At 39.5% G+C, this 24,361-nt stretch carries 22 protein-coding genes; 7 read left to right on the forward strand and 15 right to left on the reverse strand.

Going from position 1 to position 24,361, the window contains the following annotated elements:
- Positions 1-27 precede the first annotated feature (27 nt).
- Positions 28-876, forward strand: a complete 849-nt coding sequence (locus tag M3600_RS15280; protein WP_251646615.1) for an STAS domain-containing protein — start codon at positions 28-30, stop codon at positions 874-876.
- Between the two features lie 48 nt (positions 877-924).
- Here M3600_RS15280 and M3600_RS15285 read toward each other — a convergent pair whose 3' ends face one another.
- The 6 genes from M3600_RS15285 to M3600_RS15310 all read right to left on the reverse strand — a co-directional run bounded on the left by M3600_RS15285 (position 925) and on the right by M3600_RS15310 (position 7,324).
- Positions 925-1,539, reverse strand: coding sequence for a thymidine kinase (locus M3600_RS15285; RefSeq protein WP_251646617.1), 615 nt, complete (start codon positions 1,537-1,539; stop codon positions 925-927).
- Positions 1,540-1,761: 222 nt separating this feature from the next.
- Positions 1,762-1,974: a 50S ribosomal protein L31 gene (gene rpmE / locus M3600_RS15290; protein WP_233315934.1), complete on the reverse strand. Its 213-nt coding sequence runs from the start codon at positions 1,972-1,974 to the stop codon at positions 1,762-1,764.
- Between the two features lie 184 nt (positions 1,975-2,158).
- Positions 2,159-3,436 (reverse strand): transcription termination factor Rho, encoded by a 1,278-nt coding sequence (gene rho / locus M3600_RS15295; protein WP_233316151.1) that lies wholly within the window; start codon positions 3,434-3,436, stop codon positions 2,159-2,161.
- 449 nt (positions 3,437-3,885) lie between these two features.
- Positions 3,886-5,172: a UDP-N-acetylglucosamine 1-carboxyvinyltransferase gene (locus M3600_RS15300; RefSeq protein ID WP_233315935.1), complete on the reverse strand. Its 1,287-nt coding sequence runs from the start codon at positions 5,170-5,172 to the stop codon at positions 3,886-3,888.
- Between the two features lie 602 nt (positions 5,173-5,774).
- On the reverse strand, positions 5,775-6,632 hold the full coding sequence (locus M3600_RS15305; RefSeq protein WP_233315936.1) for a class II fructose-bisphosphate aldolase: 858 nt from the start codon (positions 6,630-6,632) through the stop codon (positions 5,775-5,777).
- A 329-nt stretch (positions 6,633-6,961) separates the two neighbouring features.
- Positions 6,962-7,324, reverse strand: a complete 363-nt coding sequence (locus M3600_RS15310) for a response regulator (RefSeq protein WP_127738990.1) — start codon at positions 7,322-7,324, stop codon at positions 6,962-6,964.
- Between the two features lie 292 nt (positions 7,325-7,616).
- On the opposite strand from M3600_RS15310, the gene M3600_RS15315 reads away from it, so the two are divergent.
- The gene (locus tag M3600_RS15315; RefSeq protein ID WP_233315937.1) at positions 7,617-8,150 is read left to right on the forward strand and encodes a DUF2529 domain-containing protein; all 534 of its coding nucleotides are present in this window, start codon (positions 7,617-7,619) and stop codon (positions 8,148-8,150) included.
- 41 nt (positions 8,151-8,191) lie between these two features.
- Here M3600_RS15315 and M3600_RS15320 read toward each other — a convergent pair whose 3' ends face one another.
- Both M3600_RS15320 and rpoE read right to left on the reverse strand, forming a co-directional pair.
- Positions 8,192-9,796, reverse strand: a complete 1,605-nt coding sequence (locus M3600_RS15320) for a CTP synthase (protein ID WP_233315938.1) — start codon at positions 9,794-9,796, stop codon at positions 8,192-8,194.
- A gap of 303 nt (positions 9,797-10,099) precedes the next feature.
- A complete protein-coding gene (gene rpoE, locus M3600_RS15325; protein WP_237942065.1) occupies positions 10,100-10,687 on the reverse strand; it encodes a DNA-directed RNA polymerase subunit delta in 588 nt (195 codons plus the stop codon).
- Positions 10,688-11,010: 323 nt separating this feature from the next.
- Here rpoE and cls point away from each other — a divergent pair, with 323 nt between their 5' ends.
- Together cls and uvsE are read left to right on the forward strand one after the other, a co-directional pair.
- Entirely contained in the window at positions 11,011-12,210 is a 1,200-nt protein-coding gene (gene cls / locus M3600_RS15330) for a cardiolipin synthase (protein WP_251646619.1), read from the forward strand.
- 31 nt (positions 12,211-12,241) lie between these two features.
- A complete protein-coding gene (gene uvsE, locus M3600_RS15335; RefSeq protein ID WP_251646621.1) occupies positions 12,242-13,198 on the forward strand; it encodes a UV DNA damage repair endonuclease UvsE in 957 nt (318 codons plus the stop codon).
- Between the two features lie 39 nt (positions 13,199-13,237).
- Here uvsE and M3600_RS15340 read toward each other — a convergent pair whose 3' ends face one another.
- From M3600_RS15340 to M3600_RS15350, 3 genes are all read right to left on the reverse strand, one after another.
- Positions 13,238-13,423, reverse strand: coding sequence for a XapX domain-containing protein (locus M3600_RS15340; RefSeq protein WP_233315942.1), 186 nt, complete (start codon positions 13,421-13,423; stop codon positions 13,238-13,240).
- Between the two features lie 73 nt (positions 13,424-13,496).
- On the reverse strand, positions 13,497-14,477 hold the full coding sequence (locus M3600_RS29205) for a sensor histidine kinase (protein ID WP_251646623.1): 981 nt from the start codon (positions 14,475-14,477) through the stop codon (positions 13,497-13,499).
- Positions 14,478-14,490: 13 nt separating this feature from the next.
- Positions 14,491-15,189, reverse strand: a complete 699-nt coding sequence (locus M3600_RS15350) for a LytR/AlgR family response regulator transcription factor (protein WP_233315944.1) — start codon at positions 15,187-15,189, stop codon at positions 14,491-14,493.
- A 228-nt stretch (positions 15,190-15,417) separates the two neighbouring features.
- On the opposite strand from M3600_RS15350, the gene M3600_RS15355 reads away from it, so the two are divergent.
- The gene (locus tag M3600_RS15355) at positions 15,418-16,170 is read left to right on the forward strand and encodes an ABC transporter ATP-binding protein (RefSeq protein WP_233315945.1); all 753 of its coding nucleotides are present in this window, start codon (positions 15,418-15,420) and stop codon (positions 16,168-16,170) included.
- Positions 16,160-17,317, forward strand: coding sequence for an ABC transporter permease (locus tag M3600_RS15360; RefSeq protein ID WP_233315946.1), 1,158 nt, complete (start codon positions 16,160-16,162; stop codon positions 17,315-17,317). Before M3600_RS15355 ends, M3600_RS15360 begins: the two co-directional genes overlap by 11 nt.
- Before the next feature lie 36 nt (positions 17,318-17,353).
- On the opposite strand, the gene argS is transcribed toward M3600_RS15360, so the two are convergent.
- The 4 genes from argS to speE form a co-directional block, all read right to left on the reverse strand.
- Positions 17,354-19,024, reverse strand: coding sequence for an arginine--tRNA ligase (argS, locus tag M3600_RS15365; protein ID WP_233315947.1), 1,671 nt, complete (start codon positions 19,022-19,024; stop codon positions 17,354-17,356).
- Entirely contained in the window at positions 19,021-19,470 is a 450-nt protein-coding gene (locus tag M3600_RS15370; RefSeq protein ID WP_233315948.1) for a YwiB family protein, read from the reverse strand. The genes argS and M3600_RS15370 overlap by 4 nt, the downstream gene beginning before the upstream one ends.
- A gap of 501 nt (positions 19,471-19,971) precedes the next feature.
- Positions 19,972-20,844, reverse strand: coding sequence for an agmatinase (speB, locus tag M3600_RS15375; RefSeq protein WP_233315949.1), 873 nt, complete (start codon positions 20,842-20,844; stop codon positions 19,972-19,974).
- Between the two features lie 86 nt (positions 20,845-20,930).
- On the reverse strand, positions 20,931-21,758 hold the full coding sequence (speE, locus tag M3600_RS15380) for a spermidine synthase (RefSeq protein WP_233315950.1): 828 nt from the start codon (positions 21,756-21,758) through the stop codon (positions 20,931-20,933).
- A 380-nt stretch (positions 21,759-22,138) separates the two neighbouring features.
- Here speE and M3600_RS15385 point away from each other — a divergent pair, with 380 nt between their 5' ends.
- Positions 22,139-24,214, forward strand: a complete 2,076-nt coding sequence (locus tag M3600_RS15385) for a transglycosylase domain-containing protein (RefSeq protein WP_251646626.1) — start codon at positions 22,139-22,141, stop codon at positions 24,212-24,214.
- Positions 24,215-24,361 lie beyond the last annotated feature (147 nt).

Below are 24,361 nucleotides of genomic sequence, written 5' to 3' on the forward strand. Positions count from 1 at the left end.
ATATTCATAGAAAGAGAGGGCTCCTATATGTCCCTATCCAACAGTTCTGTCTACCATTATATAATGGAAAATGCTTCGGTAATAACAGAAAAATGGTTCGCCATAAAAGATGGTGAGGAAGGCTCTATTTACAGCAAACAATCTGATGATAACGTCAATAATCTTCTCCGTGCTCAGCATGCCTTTACAATTGAAACAGTTATCAGCTCTTTTTTGGACGATGATACCATTTTCTCTGCTAACTTATCAAAATGGGCAACTAAAATTGCGCAAAGCAGAGTGGAACTAGGGGTGCCTGTTCATGAAGTCCTGCACGCGTTAAGTCTGACAAGGCAAACCATCTGGGATATGATTACGAGATTCATAGAAGAGCTCAGGAATGTTCCACAAGCAACTATACTAGAGTGGAGTTCGATATTCCATCTTACATTTGATAAGTTAAACAACGAATTCACCGAGATGTATCATGAATACAATCAAAGAAAGCTATTATCCCAACAAGCGACAATCAACGAACTGAGCAACCCGATTATTCCAATTATCAATCATATTGGTGTGCTTCCAATCATCGGGGCCATTGATACAGCAAGAGGGAAAGCAATTCTTGAGAATGTGCCTGCTAGATGTCAGGAGAAGCAAATCAGACATCTATTTATTGATGTTTCCGGAGTGTCTACCATTGATACAATGGTGCTGCAAGAGCTGATGAAATTAGTGAAGGTCCTCCAATATACAGGTATGAAGTCCACTATCTCTGGACTCAGACCAGACATGGCGCAAGTGATACATGCATTAGGAATCAGTTTAGATGACATTCCCACGTTCAGCACACTAAAACAGGCGCTTTCTAAACTCGGTTTAGCTGTTTCTTCATAAATCATAAAAAAATCTCCCATTAGAGTTTTCTCTAATGGGAGATTTTAGCTAAATGGATGTGCTGCTGTCTGCTTTTTTCAGCGAAGGGGATTTCGGAACTTCGTGATGATGACGGCATCTTGGCTCATAAGATTCAGAAGCACCTACTAGTATGATGGGATCATCATATGATGCTGGTGAACCATCAATCAGCCGCTGAGTCCTGCTGGCCGGTGAACCGCATACTGCACAGACTGCCTGCAGCTTTGTCACAAGCTCAGCTATTGCCAAAAGTTCAGGCATCTTTCCAAATGGTTCACCACGGAAGTCCTGATCCAATCCTGCACAGATGACTCTATAGCCGCTGTTGGCTAAATGCTGGACAACAGCCACTATTTCCGGGTCAAAGAACTGGATTTCGTCAATCGCAACCACCTCGACATCTGGTGTCACATATTCAAAAATCTCCGAGGATTCACTGATTGGAACAGCAATTGTAGTAGAACCATTATGAGAAACGACAGCTTCCTCACTGTAGCGGTTATCTATTTTCGGCTTAAACACAACGATGTTTTGTTTAGCAAATTGGGCTCTTCTTACTCGACGGATAAGCTCCTCTGATTTACCGGAAAACATGCTTCCGCAAATCACTTCTACCCATCCATGATGTTTCATCACGTACATGAAACCTCTCCTTCCTTCCTCCAAAAACATGTCCTTTACATAAACTAACTTCTCTTAGCAAAGCGACTGCAGCGTTCAACTTTCTCTAGAAGACGCTTAAGAATACAAAAAACGGTGAAGATCCTTGCATTCTTAAACTTCCTCTTTCATAAATAGAAGACAATATCTCATAAAGAAAGAACAGGCAAGGTATGAAGCATTCTTGCCTGTTCTTCGGATTGATTATTGCTGTTGCTGTTTAAGACCGTATTTTTTGTTGAAACGGTCAACACGTCCGCCAGCTTCAGCGAATTTTTGACGTCCAGTATAGAACGGATGGCACTCAGAGCAAGTTTCAACTTTCATCTCTTTTGCAACAGATCCAGTTGTGAACTCATTACCGCAAGCGCATTTTACCGTGATTTCATTATAAGTTGGATGAATTCCTGATTTCATTCCTTTTCATCTCCTTCCGCCCTGCAACTTTCGAAGCAGAGTTATAGAATAACGTATAGAATTATTTATTCCCATACATTATTATTTTAAAAACACACTGTCATCATTATAGCAAGGACATAGGCATTTTGCAACTTCATTTCCTCATCCACTGCTATGAATTTTTTTCCAGCTAATACTAGATTTAAGAACGCTTCCCAGCTGTTCCTGCCTTCATTTGATCAGACAGCACAGCAAAAAACTCTTCATTGGATTTCGTTTGTCTAAGCTTTCTTAAGAAGCGCTCCGCAAAATCGGGAGAATCTGACATAGACTTGCGAATGGCCCATAATTTGTCCAAATGTTCCTTCGGTATTAACAGTTCTTCTTTGCGAGTACCAGAACGGCGAATATCGATCGCTGGGAAAATCCTTCTTTCCGCAAGAGAGCGATCCAAATGAAGCTCCATATTACCTGTACCCTTAAACTCTTCATATATAACGTCATCCATACGGGAACCTGTATCTACCAGCGCTGTAGCCAGGATGGTTAAAGAACCGCCTTCTTCAATATTACGAGCTGCCCCGAAGAAGCGTTTCGGACGATGGAAGGCAGCAGGATCTATCCCCCCTGATAAAGTTCTTCCACTCGGAGGAATGACAAGATTGTATGCTCTTGCAAGTCTTGTAATGCTGTCCATTAAAATGATAACATCACGCTTATGCTCTACAAGGCGCATCGCTCTTTCTAACACGAGCTCTGCCACTTTAATGTGGTTTTCTGGAACTTCATCAAAAGTGGAGCTGACTACATCGCCACTGACTGAACGTTCAATATCAGTCACTTCCTCCGGTCTTTCATCAATTAAGAGGACAATAAGCTCTGCATCCGGATGATTTGTCGTAATGCTGTTGGCAATTTCCTTAATAAGCATTGTTTTACCTGCTTTAGGAGGCGCAACAATCAATCCACGCTGTCCAAAACCAACAGGAGCCAGAACATCCATTATACGAGTAGATGTATACTTTTGTGTTGTTTCCAGCTTCATTTGTCTGTCTGGATATAATGGCGTCAATGCCGGAAAATGGACTCTTTCCTTTGCCGTTGCCGGGTCATCGCCGTTTACCGCTTCCACTTGCAGCAATCCAAAATAACGTTCATTTTCCTTTGGAGGTCGCACCTTTCCAGATACTTTATCCCCATTTCTCAAATCAAACTTTCTGATTTGGGAAGCAGATATGTATATATCCTGCGAACTAGGTGAATAGTTGATTGGTCTTAAGAAACCAAAACCTTCTGATTGGATAATCTCCAGAACGCCTTCCATGAAGAAATATCCTTCCTGTTCCGCTCTAGCTTTCAAAATAGAGAATATTAATTCTTTTTTTGTCAGCTTGCTGTAATAAGCAACTTTATATTCACGAGCCAATTCATACAGCTCTTTTAATTTCATGTTTTCCAAACTAGATATGTTCAATCCCATTTTGCCACCACTCTTTTTCATTTTCAGTTATTCCTACCATTTAGCGAAAATTTGTATTTGGAAAGGAATGTTTTCGTTTTTTTGAGGCGTTATATGTTTGAAGAGAAAAAACTATAAATTGAGTATAGTTAATGAAGTATAGTATTGATTATCGCATTCCTTCCAGTTAAAAGGCAATGCGTTTTTTCAGTCACTAAAAAGCAATCTCTATTTTACCTAATATAAACGTTTATATGCAACAATATTTTAATAGACCGCATCTTCACCTTAACTTTTTGAGAAGGCAGACAAACGAGCCATTCTCCCTTTAGAACAGCTACTGCGATCGTTATCTTTTATGCTTTCTGTTTAGTAAACCAAAAAGCATGTTGGCAAAACGGCAGAATCAGGCAAGTCTTATCTAAGAAATGCTCAAAAGAATATCTTAACCTGATCCCGCCTTGTTATCATCACACATTCTTAATCTGTTCGTACTCTTCCTGGGACATGCCTTCACGCCATATGGACGCCCCTAAGCCTTTCAACTTCTCTACAAGCTGACCGTAGCCTCTGTCAATATGCTCAACACCAGTGACTTCGGTAATACCGTCCGCCATGAGTCCTGCTATTACCAACGCGGCTCCAGCTCTTAAATCACTAGCCTTCACACGAGCTCCTTGAAGATGAACTGGTCCATTAATGATTGCTGATCTTCCTTCCACCTTAATGGTAGCATTCATTCTTCTTAACTCATCGATATGTTTAAAGCGGGCACTGTAGATTGTATCAGTTACCATGCTTGTACCGTTTGTTTTCGTCAGCAGCGAGGTAAACGGCTGCTGCAAATCGGTCGGAAATCCTGGATATACTAATGTTTTAATATCAACAGGCTTTAAATCAGGATTGGAACTTACAAAGACTTGGTCGCCGCTTGACTCGATTTGCACTCCCATTTCCCTTAGCTTTGCAATCAAAGATTCCAAGTGCTGCGGGATAACATTATCAATAAGGATTCCATCGCCAACTGCTGCACCGATAATAATATAAGTTCCAGCTTCAATTCTGTCAGGAATAATAGTATGGCGGCAGCCATGCAAATGATCCACCCCATCAATTCGGATTACATCCGTTCCTGCACCTTTGATTTTTGCTCCCATATTTGTCAGCAATGTAGCAACATCGATGATTTCAGGTTCCTTTGCAGCATTTTCAATGATGGTTCTGCCTTTAGCTCTAACAGCCGCAAGCATAATATTGATAGTTGCGCCAACGCTTACAACATCTAAGTATATTCTTGCTCCCCTTAACTCATCAGCACGAAGATAAATGGCTCCCTGCTCATTCGTTATTTGAGCTCCTAAAGCCTCAAAGCCCTTTATATGCTGATCAATTGGCCTTGGACCTAAGTGACAGCCTCCCGGCAGGCCAATAACAGCTTTTTTGAATCTGCCGAGCATCGCTCCCATCAAATAATAGGAGGCACGAAGCTTCTTGACCTTTCCATTTGGCATCGGCATAGATATCATTGATGTCGGATCAATCGTCATATCGGAATCAGAAAATGAAACGCTTCCTCCTAACTCCTCCATAATCCCTTTTAATATGTGAACATCAGAAATGTCAGGCAACCCTTCAATGGTTACTGGAGATTCTGCTAAAATAGTGGCTGGTATTAATGCAACTGCGCTATTTTTTGCTCCGCTAATGCGAACGGTCCCTTTTAATGGAGATCCACCTGCAATCATAAGTTTTTCCATTTCTAACTCCCTTCTAAGCCAAGCAAAGCATGTACTGCTTGTCTAGGACACGTACTAACTTCGCCATTAACTTCCCTGTTTACAGGAATATAAAAATTGAATCAACACTTGGATGTAATTAATTAAGAATTACTACTAATTCAATTATTATACCAAAGTTGAGGAAGATAGGAAAAGTGCAAGCACATGCACTAATAATAGGACAGGTGCATGACCTAAGTAGGTTAACATGGACAAATAGGCCTGTTCCTAATTTGGCTAATAAATCTCTAGTAGTAATGTGTCAAAATTAATATTGCCAGGTCTAATTTGCGAATGAAGAAATTTAATATAAGTCAAAATTTAAGTCTGGGTGTTTTTTCAATAGAAGCTTGATAACTAGAATACTGGATGTGTTGAACAAAAAGGTGCTTTAGTCTAGTCCAGATGGGGACTGCTTGATTTATTCCTTTAAGCAGCAGACAGCCAGTCTTCAAATGGGGATATATCACTCTTTATACATCATAACCGACAATTTGTCTGTTTATTCGACTGACTTGCTAAAATACAATAAATGAACGGAAACCGCCCTGATAAGGACGGTTTCAATCGTTCCATTTATATTACGCTTTGTTAGAAGAACCGAATTCTTTGATTTTGCCGATAACAGTTGCTTTAATAGCGTCACGAGCTGGTCCTAAGTATTTACGTGGATCATACTCTTCAGGTTTAGCAGCTAGAGTTTCGCGAACTGCTTTAGCAGAAGCGATTTGGTTTTCTGTGTTAACGTTGATTTTAGCTGTTCCTAGTGACACGGATTTTTGGATATCTTTTGTTGGGATTCCAGTTCCTCCATGCAATACTAGTGGAAGACCAGTTAGGTTACCGATTTCTTCCATTTCTTTGAAACCAAGGTTTGGTTCACCTTTGTATGGTCCGTGTACAGAACCTAGTGCTGGAGCTAAAGTATCGATGCCAGTGCGTTTAACAAGTTCCACACACTCTTGTGCATCAGCGTAGATTACGCCTTCTGCTACAACATCGTCTTCTTGTCCGCCAACAGTTCCAAGCTCAGCTTCTACAGAAACACCTTTTGCATGAGCGTAGTCAACAACTTTTTTAGTTGTTTCAACGTTCTCTTCAAATGGGTGGTGAGAAGCATCGATCATAACGGAAGTGAATCCAGCGTCGATAGCTTCTTTACATTTTTCAAAGCTAGAACCATGATCCAAGTGGATAGCAACTGGAACAGTGATTTTATAGTCTACAAGTAAACCTTCTACCATTTTTACTACAGTTGTGAAACCACCCATGTAACGAGCAGCACCTTCAGATACCCCAAGGATAACTGGAGATTTTTCTTCTTCTGCAGCTTGAAGAATAGCTTGAGTGAACTCAAGGTTATTTAAGTTAAATTGACCAACAGCATAGCCTTCTGCTTTTGCTTTGTTTAACATGTCTTTCATTGAAACTAAAGGCATATATTCTTCCTCCTTCTTATGATCGTTCAATTACTAGGTAACCTTTATTAAATTTCCCAAAGAGAATTTGAATATGTATATATTACCCAAAGTAATCTAAACGAATCACTTTGCTTTTAAATTCCATAGGTAATCATACCAAAATAAGCAGAGAATTGCTATCAATCCAACCACTTTTTATTAAATGTCATAAAAAAAATTGCTTTTATTCACAATATTAATAGAGCTGGCAACAGCTCTATTAATATTTTTTATTATGTATTTATAGTAATTTTTAAACTTATAATGCCAGGATACAGCAGTTTTAGCCAAGATTAGACATATGTTTATCAGCTGACAATATACTCTTTAACAGCCGCACGCAAATCGTCAATGTCAAATGGTTTTGCAAAATGTGTCAAAGCGCCAAGATCCTTTGCTTCCTGAATCATATCAAGCTCTCCGTAAGCAGTCATAATAATAACACGGATATCCTTGTACAATTTTTTCATTCGCTTTAAGATCTCGATGCCGTCCATTCCAGGAATCTTCATGTCGAGGAGCACTAAATCAGGCACCTCCTGTGTCACTATCTCAAGCGCTTGTACACCATTTGCTGCCTGAAAAGTTTTATAGCCCTCTTTTTGGAATACTTCATTCAATAAAATTCTGATGCCGAACTGGTCATCCACGATTAATATTTTCCCTTTCATTGTAGACCTTCCCTTCTATGTGTTCTCTATTTTTTTGAAAAGATATTCCCCGTTATTTCCCACTCACACATACTGCTGATAAATCGACACAGCAAAAAGACTATTTTAGACAATAGACCCAATTACATCCATTATATAACAAAGTTTTTTTCTTTAAATAACTTTCTACTTTTTATTGACAAATTCCTGCTGACAAGCATAAATTTTGCCTTTTCTTGTACATTACTTATAATACTATTGAATCTAATTCCATTGCATAACCTTGAAATATAAACACAGGAGGTTTCTCACATTGTTAAAAATGTTCTCCACACAGTTAAGTGGGTTATTTAAAAGACTGCATGAAAAAGAAGAAGAAGCAATTGAGGATAGTGCAAGAATACTTGCCCAAGCATTAAGCGGGGAAGGAAAAATCTTCATTTGTGCAACAAACGAAATGAAAGCAGTAGTTGCAGAAGCATTATACAGCGCCGAACCGCTGCAAGGAGCAGAAGAATGGACGAGCTCCCACTCGTTAGAAAATATCAGTCCTAATGACCGGTTTCTATTCTTCTCTAGAACTTCAGATGATGAGGAACTGCTGCCCTTTGCTGAAAAACTCACAAAGGAGTACATCCCATTTGTATCAGTGAGCACTATAATGTCATCAGACTCACACGGTATTCACACAAAAGCAGATGTACATATAGACCTTAAATTGACAAAGGGTCTGCTCCCTGATGATGAGGGAAACCGCTTTGGTTATCCTGCTTCTATCGCGGCTATTTTTGTTTATTACGGTATTAAATTTACGCTGGATGAGTTTATTAAAGAATATGAACTCTAAGCAAAAAAAAAGCTAACCTATAAAGGTTAGCTTTTTTTTGCTTATTTTTCAGAGAAACGCAGGGATGAACCTACAAACTCACGGAATAAAGGCTGTGGTCTAGTTGGTCTTGAGATAAACTCCGGATGGAATTGTGATGCTACAAACCAAGGGTGATCCTTCAGCTCGATAATTTCTACCAAACGGCCATCTGGACTTGTTCCAGAGAAGACGAAACCTGCTTCTTCCATCTCTTGGCGGTATTGGTTATTGAACTCATAACGATGACGGTGTCTTTCATAAATAACCTCATCCTGATATGCTTCGTATGCTTTTGTATTTTCTTTCAACTTACATGGATACAAGCCTAAGCGCAGCGTTCCGCCAAGGTCCTCGATATCCTTTTGCTCTGGCAACAAGTCGATAACAGGATATGCCGTATTTTCATCCAACTCAGATGAGTTTGCTCCATTCCAGCCTAATACATTACGCGCAAACTCGATAGATGCTACTTGCATACCAAGGCAGATTCCAAAGAAAGGTACTTTATTTTCACGAGCATATTGTGTTGTGATAATTTTCCCTTCTACTCCACGATCACCAAATCCTCCTGGAACAAGGATTCCGTCTGCATGCTGCAACAGCTCTTTTACATTTTCAGAAGTTACGTGCTCTGCATTAATCCAATCAATTTCGATGTCTGCATCAAAGGCATAACCTGCATGTTTTAATGCTTCAACTACAGAAATATAGGCATCCTGAAGCTCAACATACTTACCAACAAGAGCGATTTTAACTGTTTTAGACAGATTGCGGACTACATCAACAAGCTCAATCCATTCTGTCATATCTGCTTCTTCACACTTAAGGTGAAGATGGTCGCAAACGATTTGATCCAAGTGTTGTTCTTGAAGAGCTAATGGAATTGTATATAATGTATCTGCATCACGGCACTCAATTACTGAATTCGTGTCAATATCACAGAAAAGAGCAATCTTATCTTTCATATCTTGAGAAATTGGCTTTTCCGTTCTTACAACAATCACATTTGGCTGAATACCTAAGCTGCGAAGCTCTTTAACACTGTGCTGTGTTGGCTTTGTTTTCATTTCGCCGGCAGCCTTGATGTACGGCACCAATGTACAATGAATATACATCACGTTTTCTCTGCCAATATCATTTTTGATTTGACGAATTGCCTCCAGGAATGGAAGTGATTCGATATCACCAACAGTTCCCCCGATTTCCGTAATAACAACATCTGCATTCGTTTCACGGCCTGCTCGGTAAACTCTTTCTTTAATTTCATTTGTAATATGCGGGATAACTTGAACAGTTCCTCCCAAGTAGTCGCCTCTGCGTTCTTTTCTTAGGACAGTTGAATAGATTTTTCCCGTTGTAACATTGTTGAATTTCGTCAAATTAATGTCAATGAAACGCTCATAGTGTCCTAAGTCAAGATCCGTTTCCGCGCCGTCATCTGTTACAAAAACCTCTCCATGTTGGTAAGGACTCATTGTTCCTGGGTCCACGTTAATATATGGATCAAATTTTTGAATCGTCACGCTCACTCCGCGATTTTTAAGCAGCCTTCCCAATGATGCTGCAGTAATTCCTTTTCCAAGTGATGAAACTACCCCACCTGTAACAAAAATATATTTTGTCATTTTAAAATCCCCCTTAGTTAAAGTTTGTGCATATTTGTCTTTATTTAAAGAAAAATAATCGAATATTTTTTTCGAGGGGAGTGAAACAAATTGCCGTAAAGCTACTTTTATAAAAAAGCCTTTCAGCACCCTATGCTTAGCATTTTAAGCAGGTTCTGGGCCTAGAAAATCATTTTATAAAAACAAAAAAGCTCCACTTACTTCTTCAAGTAAGGGAGCGCTATTTAAGCAAATATCAGTTCGTTCCTTTTTTAAGGAGCCCAAAAATGATTTTACAAGCAAGGCATATAAAAGTCAAGGGTCTTATTTATCTTCTTCCTCGTCCTCAAACTCATCTTCATCCTCGTCTTCTTCCTCATCTTCCAGATCCTCGTCCAGCTCATCTTCGTCGATTTCATATGTATCTTCGTCTTCAAAGCTTTCGTCATCATCTTCCTCTGCAAGATCGTCATCCAGCAAATCGTCCTCTTCTTCGATAACATCTTCGTCTTCATCATCATCAAGAAGATCATCATCATCGAATTCATCATAATCTTCTTCAACGCTGTCATCATAGTCATCGAAATCGTCTTCGGCAGCTTTTTTCGCTTTCTTCTTCTTCGGCTTCGTCACAGTAACGACATCTTCCTCTGACTTATCAACTGGATACCATGTGCGCAGTCCCCAACGATTGTCGCCTAATGATAAAAAGCGTCCATCAATATTTATATCTGTATAAAATTGGGCAATTCTATCATTGACTTGATCTTCAGACAAGTTCAACAGTCTGCTTACTTCCTTCACAATTTCATGGAAAGAATACGGCGTTTTTGCGCCATTTAATAGTTCGTATGCGATTTCAATTAAAGACATTTCATTTAGTTGTTCTTTTGTATAGTTATCAACACTCATTTTGGCACTTCCTTTCGCTATCTGCTCTTTATCCGAATTGGATTGTATGGTGTTATACCATTTCTTTATTGAAAGCTGTAAACCAGCTTAATTACCTCATGGAGTTTCATTGTATACAGTTTCCATTTCATAGTAAAGAGAAAAATACATATTCTCCATTATAAACAATTTTCTAGTGAATATGCTAGTTCTAGCTAAGGTTTATTTAGCTTTTACTTTTCTTTTTCATTCACTAAAAATTTAAGAGAAGTTTATCACGTCTTTCTTCCCTCTTATAGAATATAGCAAATTGGGGCACAATACATAGCCAAGGGGGAACTTCCATGCAAATTTTTTGGACTATCATCTGCATTTTGCTGCTGCTAATCATCTTGCTTTATATAGATTTAATCGTAGGCAAGGCACTGACTAAACGGAAGGTAACGAGAAGAAATTATCCGTTCAGGCACAGTGATTTTCATATTTTCAATGATGGGAAGGATCTTTTCCCAGACCTTTTTCACGAGCTTGAAGAGGCAGAAAATCATATACATATACTATTTTACACTGTTAAGGCTGACACAATCAGCAACCAGTTCTTATCCATTCTCGAGCGAAAAGCGCAAGAGGGCGTTGAAGTAAGACTGCTGCTCGATTGGCTCGGCAGCTTTCAAGTACGCAAAAAAATCCGGAATAAATTAAAAGAAGCTGGTGTGCAGTTCTCCTACTGCAATACACCAAAAATGCCGTTATTCTATACCCTGCAAGTCAGAAATCACCGAAAAATCACCATTATCGATGGTAAAATCGGCTATGTAGGCGGCTTCAATGTCGGAAAAGATTATATTCACGGCAACTTAAAATTGAGTCCATGGAGAGACTATCACTTTAAAATGACAGGAGAAGGAGTCGATGACCTGCAGCGGGAATTTTTGCTCGATTGGTCTGCTGCGACAAAAACAAATCTCCTACAAAACCCTGTATATTTTCCTGAACAGCCGAAGGGACACTCCCGCCATCAGTTCATTCCGACACAAGGTGTGTATTTAGAGGACGTCTTATGCGGTCTTATTCGAAATGCTAGAAAAACACTGTTTATCGGAACACCTTACTTTATTCCAAGCAAAAGGATTATGGAAGAGCTTAGCCTGGCACAAGACCGTAATGTGGCGATAACGTTACTTTTACCGACAAAACCAGATCATCCTTTAGTAAAAGAGGCATCTTTCCGTTATTTACGCACCTTATTGAAACGTGGAGCAAAGGCTTATCATTATAAACATGGTTTTTTTCATGGTAAAATTATTACAGCAGATGACGAAATTTGCTTTATTGGTACTGCCAACTTTGATAAGAGAAGTATCTTTTTAAACCATGAAATAATTTGCTGTGTTTTTGATTCCAGCTTCATAGCAAGGATGAACAACATTGTAAGGCAGGACCTTTCTTTTTCGGAAGAGTACACACTTAAATTCTTGCTGAAACCTAAATTTAAAACTGTGTTATTGGAGTATCTTGCCCGATTATTTGCACCCTTGCTGTGATTCACTGGTAAATAAGGGAAAGGAGAAAAAGATGAAATTCAGATTCGGCTATGTATCTACTGCGACTAATCTTTGGGACGCCTCTCCCTCCAAAACAATGACTTATGCACGCTACAGTGAACTACCTGACGAAGAACGGCAAAGGAAGCTGCTTGAAATTACGAGGACAAACCTTACGAATACAATGAGAGCACTTCACTATAATATCGGACATGAAATCATGTTATACCGTATGTCGAGCTCTATCGTTCCGTTAGCAACCCATCCTGAGGTGATGTGGGATTTTGTAACTCCCTTTGAAAAGGAGTTTGCCCAAGTGGGGCAGCTTGTGAAAGATCATGGACTCAGGGTCAGCTTCCATCCGAACCAGTACACCCTGTTTACTTCCCCAAGACCGGAAGTGACTAAAAACGCTGTAATTGATATGGAATATCATTATAAAATGCTTGAAGCAATGGGAGTAGAGGACAGAAGTGTTATTAACATTCATATTGGCGGATCATATGGTGATAAAGAAAAAACACTGGCCCGCTTTTATGAAAATATACAGTCATTGCCGTTACACATAAAAAAAATAATGACATTAGAAAATGATGACAAGACATATAACACAGAGGAAACTTTGACAGTATGTCAAAACGAAACAATCCCACTCGTTTTTGACTATCATCACCATATGGCGAACTTATGTGAAAAACCGCTGGAAAAATTGCTGTTACCAGTTTTTGAAACATGGAAGCATCGAGGGATTACACCGAAAATCCATCTGTCTTCTCCAAAAACAGAGAAGGCTTTCCGTTCTCATGCAGATTTTGTAGATGCAGAGTTTGTTAAACCGCTCTTACAGCTTTTGCGCCCGCTCCAGATGGATGTTGATTTTATGATTGAAGCAAAGCTTAAAGATCAGGCCTGTCTGCAGCTCGTAGAGGATCTCAGTAAGATAAGAGGAGTTAAAAGAATTGGCGGAGCAACACTAGAATGGAATTAAAAATTAAAGGCGGCAGTCGTTTTCTGCCGCCTCTTCTGCTTAGTTTTTTGAAAAAAGGTTAGAAATCCACGGTTCCAAACTTACATACACTTTAAATCCTGCATAAATGCCAACAATCCCAATAATCCCTGGCAATGCGCCTGGTGCTGGTATCGGCAGCTTGAGCAAGGCAAAGATAAATCCTGTCAAAAATCCAGTTATTAATGCTAATAGAAGTAATTTCATAGACACCTTCCTTTTCCTTATTGCTCTTATTATTTGAAAAGAAGGCGCATTTAAACCTCATAACATAATTAAATCAGCGAATGGACGGCAGCTTGATTTTTACTGTAAATTCTTCTTCCTTATAAACAAAATCCAAAATACCTTGATGGTTTTTGACAATATCGGCAATTATTTTTGTCCCATAGCCTCTTTCATTCCCTGCTTTTGTCGACAGACCATACTGATGATAAAGCCTGTCTAAAATTTTTGCAGGGATTGGCAATGACTTATTTTTGACTGTTAATATATATAATCCGCTTCTTTTTACTAATTGCAGTGTAATAAAGGCATGCTGCTGATTAGCCTTCTGCCAATTCAAACATGCTTCAACGCAGTTTTCTAGCAAATTGCCGACAAGTCCTACAAGCTCTTTATCCGGAACCGGCATAGAGGAGATAGGAACTTCTATATCATAAATGATTTCCATTCCTTCCTTTTGAGCCTTTATGTAATACTGGTGCAAAGTTGCCGCAACTGCTCCGCTTTCCCCCTTAATGGAGAGATTTGTTTCGTTGTACCCGTCAACAAGCACATCTAAGTAAGCCCCTGCTTCTTTAAATTCTTCTTTTTCAAGCATGAAATGAATGGCTGCTATATGTTTTAGAAAATCATGGCGCTCGCTTCTGACAGTCCTGAATGTCTCATTCATGCGAAATATTTCTTCATCTAGCCTGTTAATTTCTTTGCTGAATTTAGACAGTTTTCTAACTTGAATAGCCCTGATAACTTCAACAAGCAAGAACAGCAGGAAAAACAGAAGCCGAATATATTCTGATTCCTGCATAACTGCAGCAGCTGCAATCATAGCCTGAACGAGCCAAAATAAGACCTCAAGTCTCCAGTCGAATGATGCGCCTTGCCTATTTCCTAGCCTCACTAGAAGGAAGCCTCCTGCTAAAAGCATGAGCACCAATATATAAATGGCACTATGCCATCCAAAAGCGTAAAGGAATGCTCCAAGATGAATGGCGGAAAATAAGCTGATTAAACTCCAAGATAAGTGGTCTGCCTTCACTATTTTTTACTCCTTAAAAATAATTGTTTTGAATGAATTCTACCTTTTCCTTTGTAATCATGGCTTTTGCCTCCGTTCCTTCAAATGTAACAGTATAGGAGTTCTTGGCATACAAAGAGAAGCTTTTTATGCAGTGAATGTTAATAATAAAGGAACGATGTGATCTGACAAAGTCCCTCTCTCTCAATTCACCCTCTAATTCATTAAGTGTCTGGTATGTTTTGATTGCTTCTGACTTCGTATGAATGGTCGTCGACCTGCCGGATCTTTCAATGAAAATAATTTCTTTCTTCAGGATAATATGTATGTCATTCTTTTGTTTAATATATAATCTCCCAGCTATTTCAGCTGAACTGGTTTTCTCCATCAGCCTTTTAACAGATTGGACAAGTCTATCTTTTGAATAGGGCTTCATAATATAATCATGGACATTCAACTCAAAAGCGTGAACAGCATAACCGCTGCTTGCTGTTACAAAAATAACAGCGATATTAAGAGCATGAGAGTGGATAATATCTGCAAGCTCATACCCTGACAGATTAGGCATCTCTATATCTGCAATCAGAAGTGTAATGGATTCTTTTTTGATTTGTTCATATGCTTCCTCTGCAGAAGTAGTGGCAAACACGATCTCTGCTTCTGGAATAGAAGAGACAATGCCCGCTAACTTATCCAAATCAATTGCTCTATCGTCTACCAATCCAATTTTCATCCTCATTGTATCCCCTTGTTGAGTATTTTCCACATTGTTTTATTTTACCATGTTTTTAACTCACCATGTTTGCCAGCTTGGAAATATTAGGAGGTAAGAGTAAATATCCTTCCCTTACATCTTCTGGCATTTTCACGACAGGAAACGGACTTTTCACGACATCTATACAGACGCTCATTTCCTTTATCTGTATGATAAAGACATAGAAAACGAGAAGGAAGTGACTAGATGATAACAGTAAATAAAGTAACGAAAACATTTAAGGATAAAAAGATATATGTAACAGCTTTAAAGCATGTTTCCTTTCAAATAAAAAAAGGAGAAACTGTCGGCTTGCTGGGGGAAAACGGCGCAGGAAAAACAACCTTACTTAGGTCGATCGCCACATTGCTTCAGCCAACAGAAGGCTCTATCACTGTCTCTGGATTTGATACGAAGGCAAACCCAAATGAAATAAAGCAAAAGATTGGTGTTTTATTTGGTGGTGAAACGGGTTTGTACGATCGCTTAACCGCAAGGGAAAACTTAGAATACTTTGCCAGGCTTTATGGTCTCAGCAAACATGAAACAAAGGTAAGAATTGATGAATTGGCAAGGATGTTCGGAATGAGAGATTATCTGGACCGAAAAGTCGGCAACTTCTCTAAAGGGATGCGTCAAAAGGTGGCCATTGCGAGGACACTTATTCATAATCCGGAGATTATTCTCTTTGATGAACCGACGACAGGCCTTGATATTACTTCATCCAATGTATTTCGCCAGCTTGTCCATCAGCTGAAGCAGGATGGAAAAACAATTATCTTCTCAAGCCATATTATGGAGGAGGTCTCTCTGCTGTGCGATAGTGTTGCAATGATGCACAAAGGAGAGCTTGTTCATCATGGAAGTCTAGAAGACTTATATACTGCCGAAGGAAGCAGTGATTTGAACTATATCTTTATGAGCAGACTTGTCAGAGGAGGAAATACCCATGTTTCTTAATATATATTTAAAAGAATTAAAAGACTCTTTCAGGGATAAACGAACCTTATTATTGACCGTATTATTACCAATTATCATTATGACTATGCTTACCCTTTTTTATGAAAAGTTGGTATCTGAAGACGAAGGAGAATCCTATATACTAGCGGTTGCCTCTTCTCTGTCAGATGAAGTAAAAACGAGCTTGCTTGCTAACAGCAGCATTGAACTAGTAGAATCACAAGACCCTAAAGAAACATTGCAAAACGGAGATGCACAAGCGGCCTTAGTAGCAGATGATAATCTCGCTAACCTTGTATCAGAAGGACAAAACGCAGAAATAACAATAATCGGAGATTCTTTCAGTCAAAGCTCTTCTACACTCATGTCCCTTACACAAGCTGCGTTATCCCAATATGAGAGCATGATAGTCTCCCAAAGATTGGGTGATCTTGGCATAGAAACTGATACCATAAAGCCATTTTCTATTAATCAGGAGGAATTAAACAGCGAGGATCCGACTATTAATCTTGTTGCCATGCTCATTCCGCTTATTCTAGCTGTTGCAATCGGTGTTGGTGCCGGACCGGCTGCTGCCGACCTCTTCTCAGGAGAAAAGGAGAAGAAAACAATGGAGGCATTGCTGATGACCCCTGTTAGTCGTTCGACACTTGTATTTGCTAAATGGCTGACAATCTCTACAATCGGCACAATCACGGGAATCGTTACATTGCTTGTGGTTGTTTTGGAAATAGCCTTCCTGACAGAAAACTTAAAAAATGCAATTGAATTCAAAGACAACTTTCTATTAGTTGTTACTTTGTCACTCGTGCTCACCATTGTTTATTCGATGTTTGTCGCTTCCCTGCTTATGCTGACTAGCATCGTCGGCAAATCTATTAAGGAATCACAAAGCTATAGTGCGCCAATTATGATGGTTACCATTTTGCCATTAATGTTAATGTCAAATATCGGCATCAATGAATTAGAGTTCAAGCATTTCGCCATACCGGTTATGAATATTTATGCCCTGTTAAAAGAGCTGATTTTCGGCATTACTAACTATGAGCATTTCTTTATCACAATTGCCAGCAATCTTATTGTATTAGTAGTTGTTTTCTTTATCGGAAGAATAATGTTTTTGAAGGATAAATGGGTGATGAATTAAAGAAAAAAGGATGGAAGCAATTCCATCCTTTTTTTATTACATTTTCTCTGGCGCAGAGACACCGATAAGGCGCAGTGCGTTTTTAAGTGTGATTTTTGTAGATTGAATTAATGCCAATCTCGCTTTTGTTCTTTCCATATTATCTGCATCTAATACTTTTTCAGCATTATAGAAGCTATGGAATGTTGATGCTAAATCAAAGATATAATTTGTGATGCGGTGCGGCATTCTTTTTGCAGCAGCTTCTGTCACTGCTTGCGGGAATTCTCCTAGTTTCTTTAATAGGTCAAATTCTTTTTCTGCCGAAATGTAGGAAACATCAAGGTTATTGTCCAGTTCAATGCCCTGTTCTTTCCCTTGTCTTAAGATGCTGGCAATACGTGCGTGCGCATATTGAGCATAGTAAACAGGGTTGTCGTTAGATTGAGAAACAGCCAAATCAAGGTCAAAATCAAGATGTGTATCAGCACTTCTCATCGCAAAGAAGTAACGTGTTGCGTCCAAACCTACCTCTTCCACTAAGTCTCTCATTGTAACAGCTTTTCCTGTACGCTTGCTCATTTTCATCTTTTCGCCGTTTTTGTAAAGATGAACCAGCTGGATGATTTCCACTTCCAAAGCATCCTTATCATAGCCTAATGCTTGGATAGCTGCTTTCATACGTGGAATATAGCCGTGGTGATCAGCACCCCAAACATTGATAAGCTTAGTAAAGCCTCTTTCCAGCTTATCTTTATGGTAAGCAATATCTGGAGTCAAGTATGTGTAGGAACCGTCGTTTTTAATAAGCACGCGGTTTTTATCATCACCGAAATCCATAGAACGAAGCCAAGTTGCTCCATCCTCTTCAAAGATATAGCCATTTTCTCTTAGAGAGTTTAATGCTACATCGATTTTTCCGTTCTCATATAGGGAAGTTTCCGAATACCAAACATCAAACGGAACACGGAAATCTTCCAGATCCTGTTTCAGTTTGCCCATTTCGTACTTAAGTCCGTATGAACGGAAGAATTCAAAACGTTCCTTTTCATCAGCATTTACATATTTATCGCCAAACTCAGCGGCAAGCTTCTTTCCAATTTCAACGATATCTTCTCCATGATAACCGTCTGCAGGCATTTCCTTTTCTAAGCCTAAAGCTTGGAAATAACGTGCTTCAACAGAAAGCGCTAAGTTATTGATTTGGTTACCAGCGTCATTGATGTAATATTCTCTAGAAACATCATAGCCTGCTTTATCAAGGATATTGCACAAAGAGTCACCAACAGCTGCACCTCTGGCATGTCCTAAATGAAGATCTCCAGTAGGGTTTGCTGATACGAACTCAACTTGTACCTTTTCTTTATTTCCAAAGCTAGTTTCTCCGTAAGCATCGCCTGCTTCAAGGATTGTCGGAATTAAATCAGCCAAATAGCTGTTATTCATATAGAAATTAATAAATCCAGGACCAGCAATCTCAACCTTCTCAATGGAAGCTTTCGATTGATCAAAGTTTTCGATAATTGCTTCTGCAATTGCTCTAGGAGCTTTTTTTGCCACTCTCGCCAGCTGCATCGCCATATTCGTAGAGTAATCTCCGTGCGCTTTGTCTTTTGGCAATTCAAGGATTACTTCTGGAATCTGTGCCTCTTCAGCAAGACCTGCCTTCATAACACTTGCTTTAATTTCATCCTTCAGTTTATCTTTTATTTGGTCTACTATATTCATGCTTGTTCTTTTTCCTCCTTCAGTTGGATGGTCATATGATAGGTTCCATTGTTATTGCCATTCACATTTAAATCATACAATATATCAATAAGCCCAGATAAACTTTCTGCTTCCTTTTCAAAGCTCAACCGCTTCGTATCTGTTACCATCAGAAAGGTTCCATAGGGGGTTTCATAGCTTCCGTTTCGCTTTTTATTCAACAGAAAGGAAAGGCGCATTTTAACGGCTCCGCTGCGAAGTATTAAACCTTCGTGTTCTGCAATCTTGACGATTGTCTTGATGGTCCCTTCTTCGATCACTTCTTCATACTTCACATAACTGCTTCCATCTTTTTCTAAGTATTGTCCAAATCCAACCCACTCAATACTTTCCTTGTTGCTTCCATTGTAGATATTGGTGGTCACATGTATTTTAACAGGTGTTTGTTGCCCTAACGTATTAGACAACGGCAACACTTCCTTTTCCTCTAAACTATAACTTAATAAGTATAAATTTTTTAAAAGGGAAGTGCAAGATGATGTATGGATATAGATGAAAGTATCTTGGTTTGTATAAAAAAGCGGGGGGCAATCCATCCTATCTGATCCATAAAGACGAATAATAAATACTTTGAAACATACGGTCCTTGAGTTGACAGGAAAATGGGTTCGTTCCATTGCGCTCGGCCACTCGCTTCACTAGAGGTGACCTCTGCACCTTTTCCCTAACATTTTAAATCAATAATAAAAGAACCGAACTATTTAACCAATAAAAGGTTAAAATAGTTCGGTTCCAACTTAGGATTAAATACTTATGTCACAGCCTCTTGCAAATGGAAGACTTATTATCCTCTAGAAAAGATTTCCACGGGTCGAGCGCCGAACCTCGCTAATAAAAGCAAGAAGTCTCACCTATCCGCTCCAATCAATCTCCTTTTATGAAGCAGGATAGCTACTTCATACTCTTACTTATTTCACCCAACCAAGGATCATTTCTCTGATAAGCTTACTTGCAGTATTTGCTGTTTGTTCTGATGGATCGTAGATTGGAGCTACTTCTACTAGGTCTGCTCCTACGACATTTACTTCAGAACGAGCGATTTCGTGGATGGATGCAAGCAATTCTTTCGAAGTAATTCCGCCTGCATCAACTGTTCCTGTACCTGGTGCATGGGCAGGATCTAGTACATCAATATCAATCGTTACATATACTGGTCTGCCAGCCAATGTTGGCAGAATTTCTTTAAGTGGCTCTAGCACTTCAAATTTAGAAATATGCATGCCCACTTCTTTTGCCCATTCAAATTCTTCCTTCATTCCAGAACGGATTCCAAAGGAATAAACGTTTTTTGGACCAATCAGGTTTGCAACCTTTTTAATCGGTGTTGAGTGAGAAAGAGGCTCTCCCTCGTATTCATCGCGAAGATCTGTATGTGCATCCATATGGATAATTGCCAAATCCGGATATTTTCTGTACATCGCTTGGAAAACACCCCATGATACTAGATGCTCTCCACCCATTCCTAATGGAAACTTGTCTTCTGCCAGTACTTTTCCCACAAATTCTTCAATCATATCTAAGCTTTTTTGTGGATTACCGAATGGCAGCGGAATATCTCCAGCATCAAAATAATTAACATCCGCCAAGTCACGATCTAAATAAGGGCTGTATTCCTCTAGCCCAACTGACACCTCACGAATTCTTGATGGACCGAAGCGAGATCCGGGACGGAAAGAAACTGTCCAATCCATAGGCATTCCATAAAGAACTGCCTTGCTTTCCTCAAAACTTGGGTGACTTTTTATAAAAACATTACCTGCATATGCTTCATCAAAACGCAAAACCTGTCCACTCCTTTTTAGGGTTATTCCCTAAGCTTCTTTTTATATCAGGCTCTGCAAAGATTCTTTATCCTTAAAAGAGCCGTCTATTCTGTTAAGTCTTTTACGAACTTCGGGAGCACAAAAGCAGCTTTGTGCAACTCCTTCGTATAGTATTTTGTTTCCAATTCATGAAAACGGTCTTCCTTCACTTCAAGCGGGTCATACTTTTTTGAACCAATAGTGAATGCCCACATACCACTTGGATATGTTGGAATATTAGCAACATACAGTCTCGTAATCGGGAATATCTCTTTAACATCCTTTTGCACCGTTCGAATGAGGTCAGCCTTGAACCATGGGTTGTCTGACTGCGCTACAAACAAGCCATCTGCCTTTAATGCCTTTGAAATTCCTGCATAGAAGCCTTTAGTGAACAAGTTAACAGCAGGGCCAACTGGCTCTGTTGAATCGACCATAATTACATCATAGTCATTTTCACTTTCAGCAATATGCATAAATCCGTCTCCAACCTTAACATCAACTCGTGGATCCTCCAGCTTACCTGCAATTTCCGGCAAAAACTTTTTACTATATTCAATTACCTTCCCGTCAATATCTACTAAGGTTGCTTTTTTAACAGTAGGATGCTTTAGAACTTCTCTAATAACACCCCCGTCGCCACCGCCGACTACTAGCACATTCTCTGGATTCGGGTGTGTGAATAACGGTATATGTGCCACCATTTCATGATATACGAACTCATCCTTGACGGAGGTCATGACCATATCGTCCAATAAGAGCATATTGCCCCATTCTTCTGTTTCAACCATATCAAGCTTTTGAAATTCTGTTTGCTCTGTATGTAATGTTTGCTTTATCTTCATCGTAATTCCGAAATTATCTGTTTGTTTTTCTGTAAACCATAATCCCATCTTTTGCTTCCTCCATTCTTTATTACCTCAAAATAAGGGTTTGAAAAAGGTGCTCTCGCCATTGATTTCCTCTTGCCTTACTATGAAAGGCTCAAATCAACAGAGACAGGCTGTTACATTTAAAAAGCATGAAAAGGGGCCAAGTTGACTATTCCTTCCTATATACTTCCCAAACAAATAAATAACAAACACGAAAAAAAGTATAGAGTAAATTCGCTAAAATGCAAGAAAAATTTACTAGCACAGTTATAAAAGGTTTAAAATGCCATTCTTATCCACATACTAGTGCTATCTAAAAAACTTGAGCATTCCTCGCTATAGGAGTTCACAATATGACAAGATTTATAAAAATCACAAATCCACTCGGAGGTGCGGCGTAAATGGAACTCATCGCAAAGGATCGCCTTAAAAATTCAGCCAAATATATCCGGCTGCTCATTATTCTGGCCATCCTCGCCGGGTTTATTTTCAGCGTTATTTTTGCAGGTGTCCTCATATATGCGAAAGCATTAGGAGCACCGCCACTAACTGTGTCCCAATCGACCATTTACTATTCTGATGATGGTACAATCATTGGCGAAAGCAACAGCGGACAAAAAAGGTATTGGGTGCCGATTGAGGAAATAAGTCCAGATTTAGTCAATGCGACCGTATCGATAGAAGATAAGGGCTTCTATGATCACCATGGCTTTGATTATAAGCGAATTGGTGCCGCTGTACTTGCAGATATAAAGGCAATGGCGAAGGTGCAAGGTGCAAGCACGATAACACAGCAGTATGCCAGAAATCTGTTTCTTGAGCATGAAAAAACATGGAAAAGAAAGCTCTCAGAGGCTTTTTATACAATCAGACTTGAAATGTTTTATACAAAACAAGAAATTCTGGAAGGTTATATTAACACCATCTATTATGGTCACGGCGCTTACGGTGCTGAAGCGGCAAGTCAATATTATTTCGGCAAGCCTGCTTCTGACTTAACTTTAGGTGAGGCCGCAATGCTTGCGGGTATACCGAAAGGACCGAGTATTTACTCTCCCCTTGTTTCACCTGATAATGCAAAAAAAAGACAGGAAATCATCTTAAATTCCTTGCTGGAGAATGGCTATATTAACGAGCAGCAAAAGAAGACAGCGTTTGAAGAAAAGCTCAAATTCACAGGAGAGTTTCCGATTTCCAGCACAGAAACTGCGCCTTACTTCCAGGATGCTGTTAAAAGCATCTTGAAGTCAGAACTGAAGATGGATGATCGCACCATCCAGTTAGGCGGCTTACGGGTATATACAACATTAGATACAAAGCAGCAAAAAATCGCTGAAGATACGATAAAAAAACAGATAAGTGATACAAGCAAGATTCAAGTTGGGTTTGTAGCAATGGATCCTAGCAGCGGCTATGTTAAAGCAATGGTCGGGGGGCGAGATTACAGCGAAAGCCCATTTAACAGGGTTACCCAAGCAACACGTCAGCCTGGCTCTACAATGAAGCCGCTCCTTTATTATGCTGCATTGGAGCATGGCTTTACACCTGTGACGATGATGAGCGGTGAGAAAACGACCTTCCGATTTGATGACGGGCGCGATTCCTATACTCCTCATAACTTTAACAATCAATATGCTGAAGGAAACATCTCAATGGCACAGGCACTTGCCTTATCCGATAATGTTTATGCTGTTAAAACACATTTATTTCTAGGCATGGATGTCTTGGCGGACACTGCTGAAAGATTTGGACTGAGCACTCCAATGCAAAAGGTTCCTTCACTTGCGCTCGGAACCTCGAATGTAAAGGTGCTGGACATGGCTAATGCATACAGTATGCTAGCAAATGGCGGGAATAAGGTAGCTCCCGTATTTATCACAAAAATTGAAACTGCCGACGGCCAAGTGCTTTATAAGCAAAAACAAGAAAATGAACAAGTGTTAGACACTGATTTAGCGTTTATCATGAATTCCATGATGACAGGCATGTTTGATAAAAATCTAAATGGCTATGCAAGCGTGACAGGGAGCACAATCGTAAATGACATAACAAGGATTTATGCAGGCAAGTCAGGATCGACCGAATCAGACAGCTGGATGATCGGATACACCCCACAGCTTGTATCTGCAGTCTGGACAGGTTATGACCAAGGAGAGTCTATTACTCTGTCTGCAGATAAAACATATGCTAAAAAGGTTTGGGTGAACTTTATGGAAAATGCCTTGAAAGATGAACCTATTATAGGCTTTAAACCGACAAAAGGCACTGCAGCTGCTTATATAGACCCAAAAAGCGGAAAGCTGGCAACAGAGGCTTGTTCAACAAAGAGGCTTATGTACTTTACAAAAGAGAAAGTACCAACCCAATATTGCGATGATCTTCCTAAATATGATTCAACAGAACAAAGCGGGAAGAAAAATGACGGGAAAGAACAAGTGGAAAAACAGCCTTGGTATAAGCGGATTTTTCATTGGTAATAGAAAACAGCCTTCCATAGTGAAGTGCACCCCAATTGTTAGACGAAGGTCTAACAATTGGAGGTGCCTTTTTTATGGCCAAATTTTCAATAGAAGAAAAAATTAGTGCCGTTTTGGAATATATAGATGGTGATGATGGCGTAAATA

It is taken from the genome of Niallia sp. MER 6 (genome assembly GCF_023714395.1).
GTDB lineage: Bacteria > Bacillota > Bacilli > Bacillales > Cytobacillaceae > Niallia.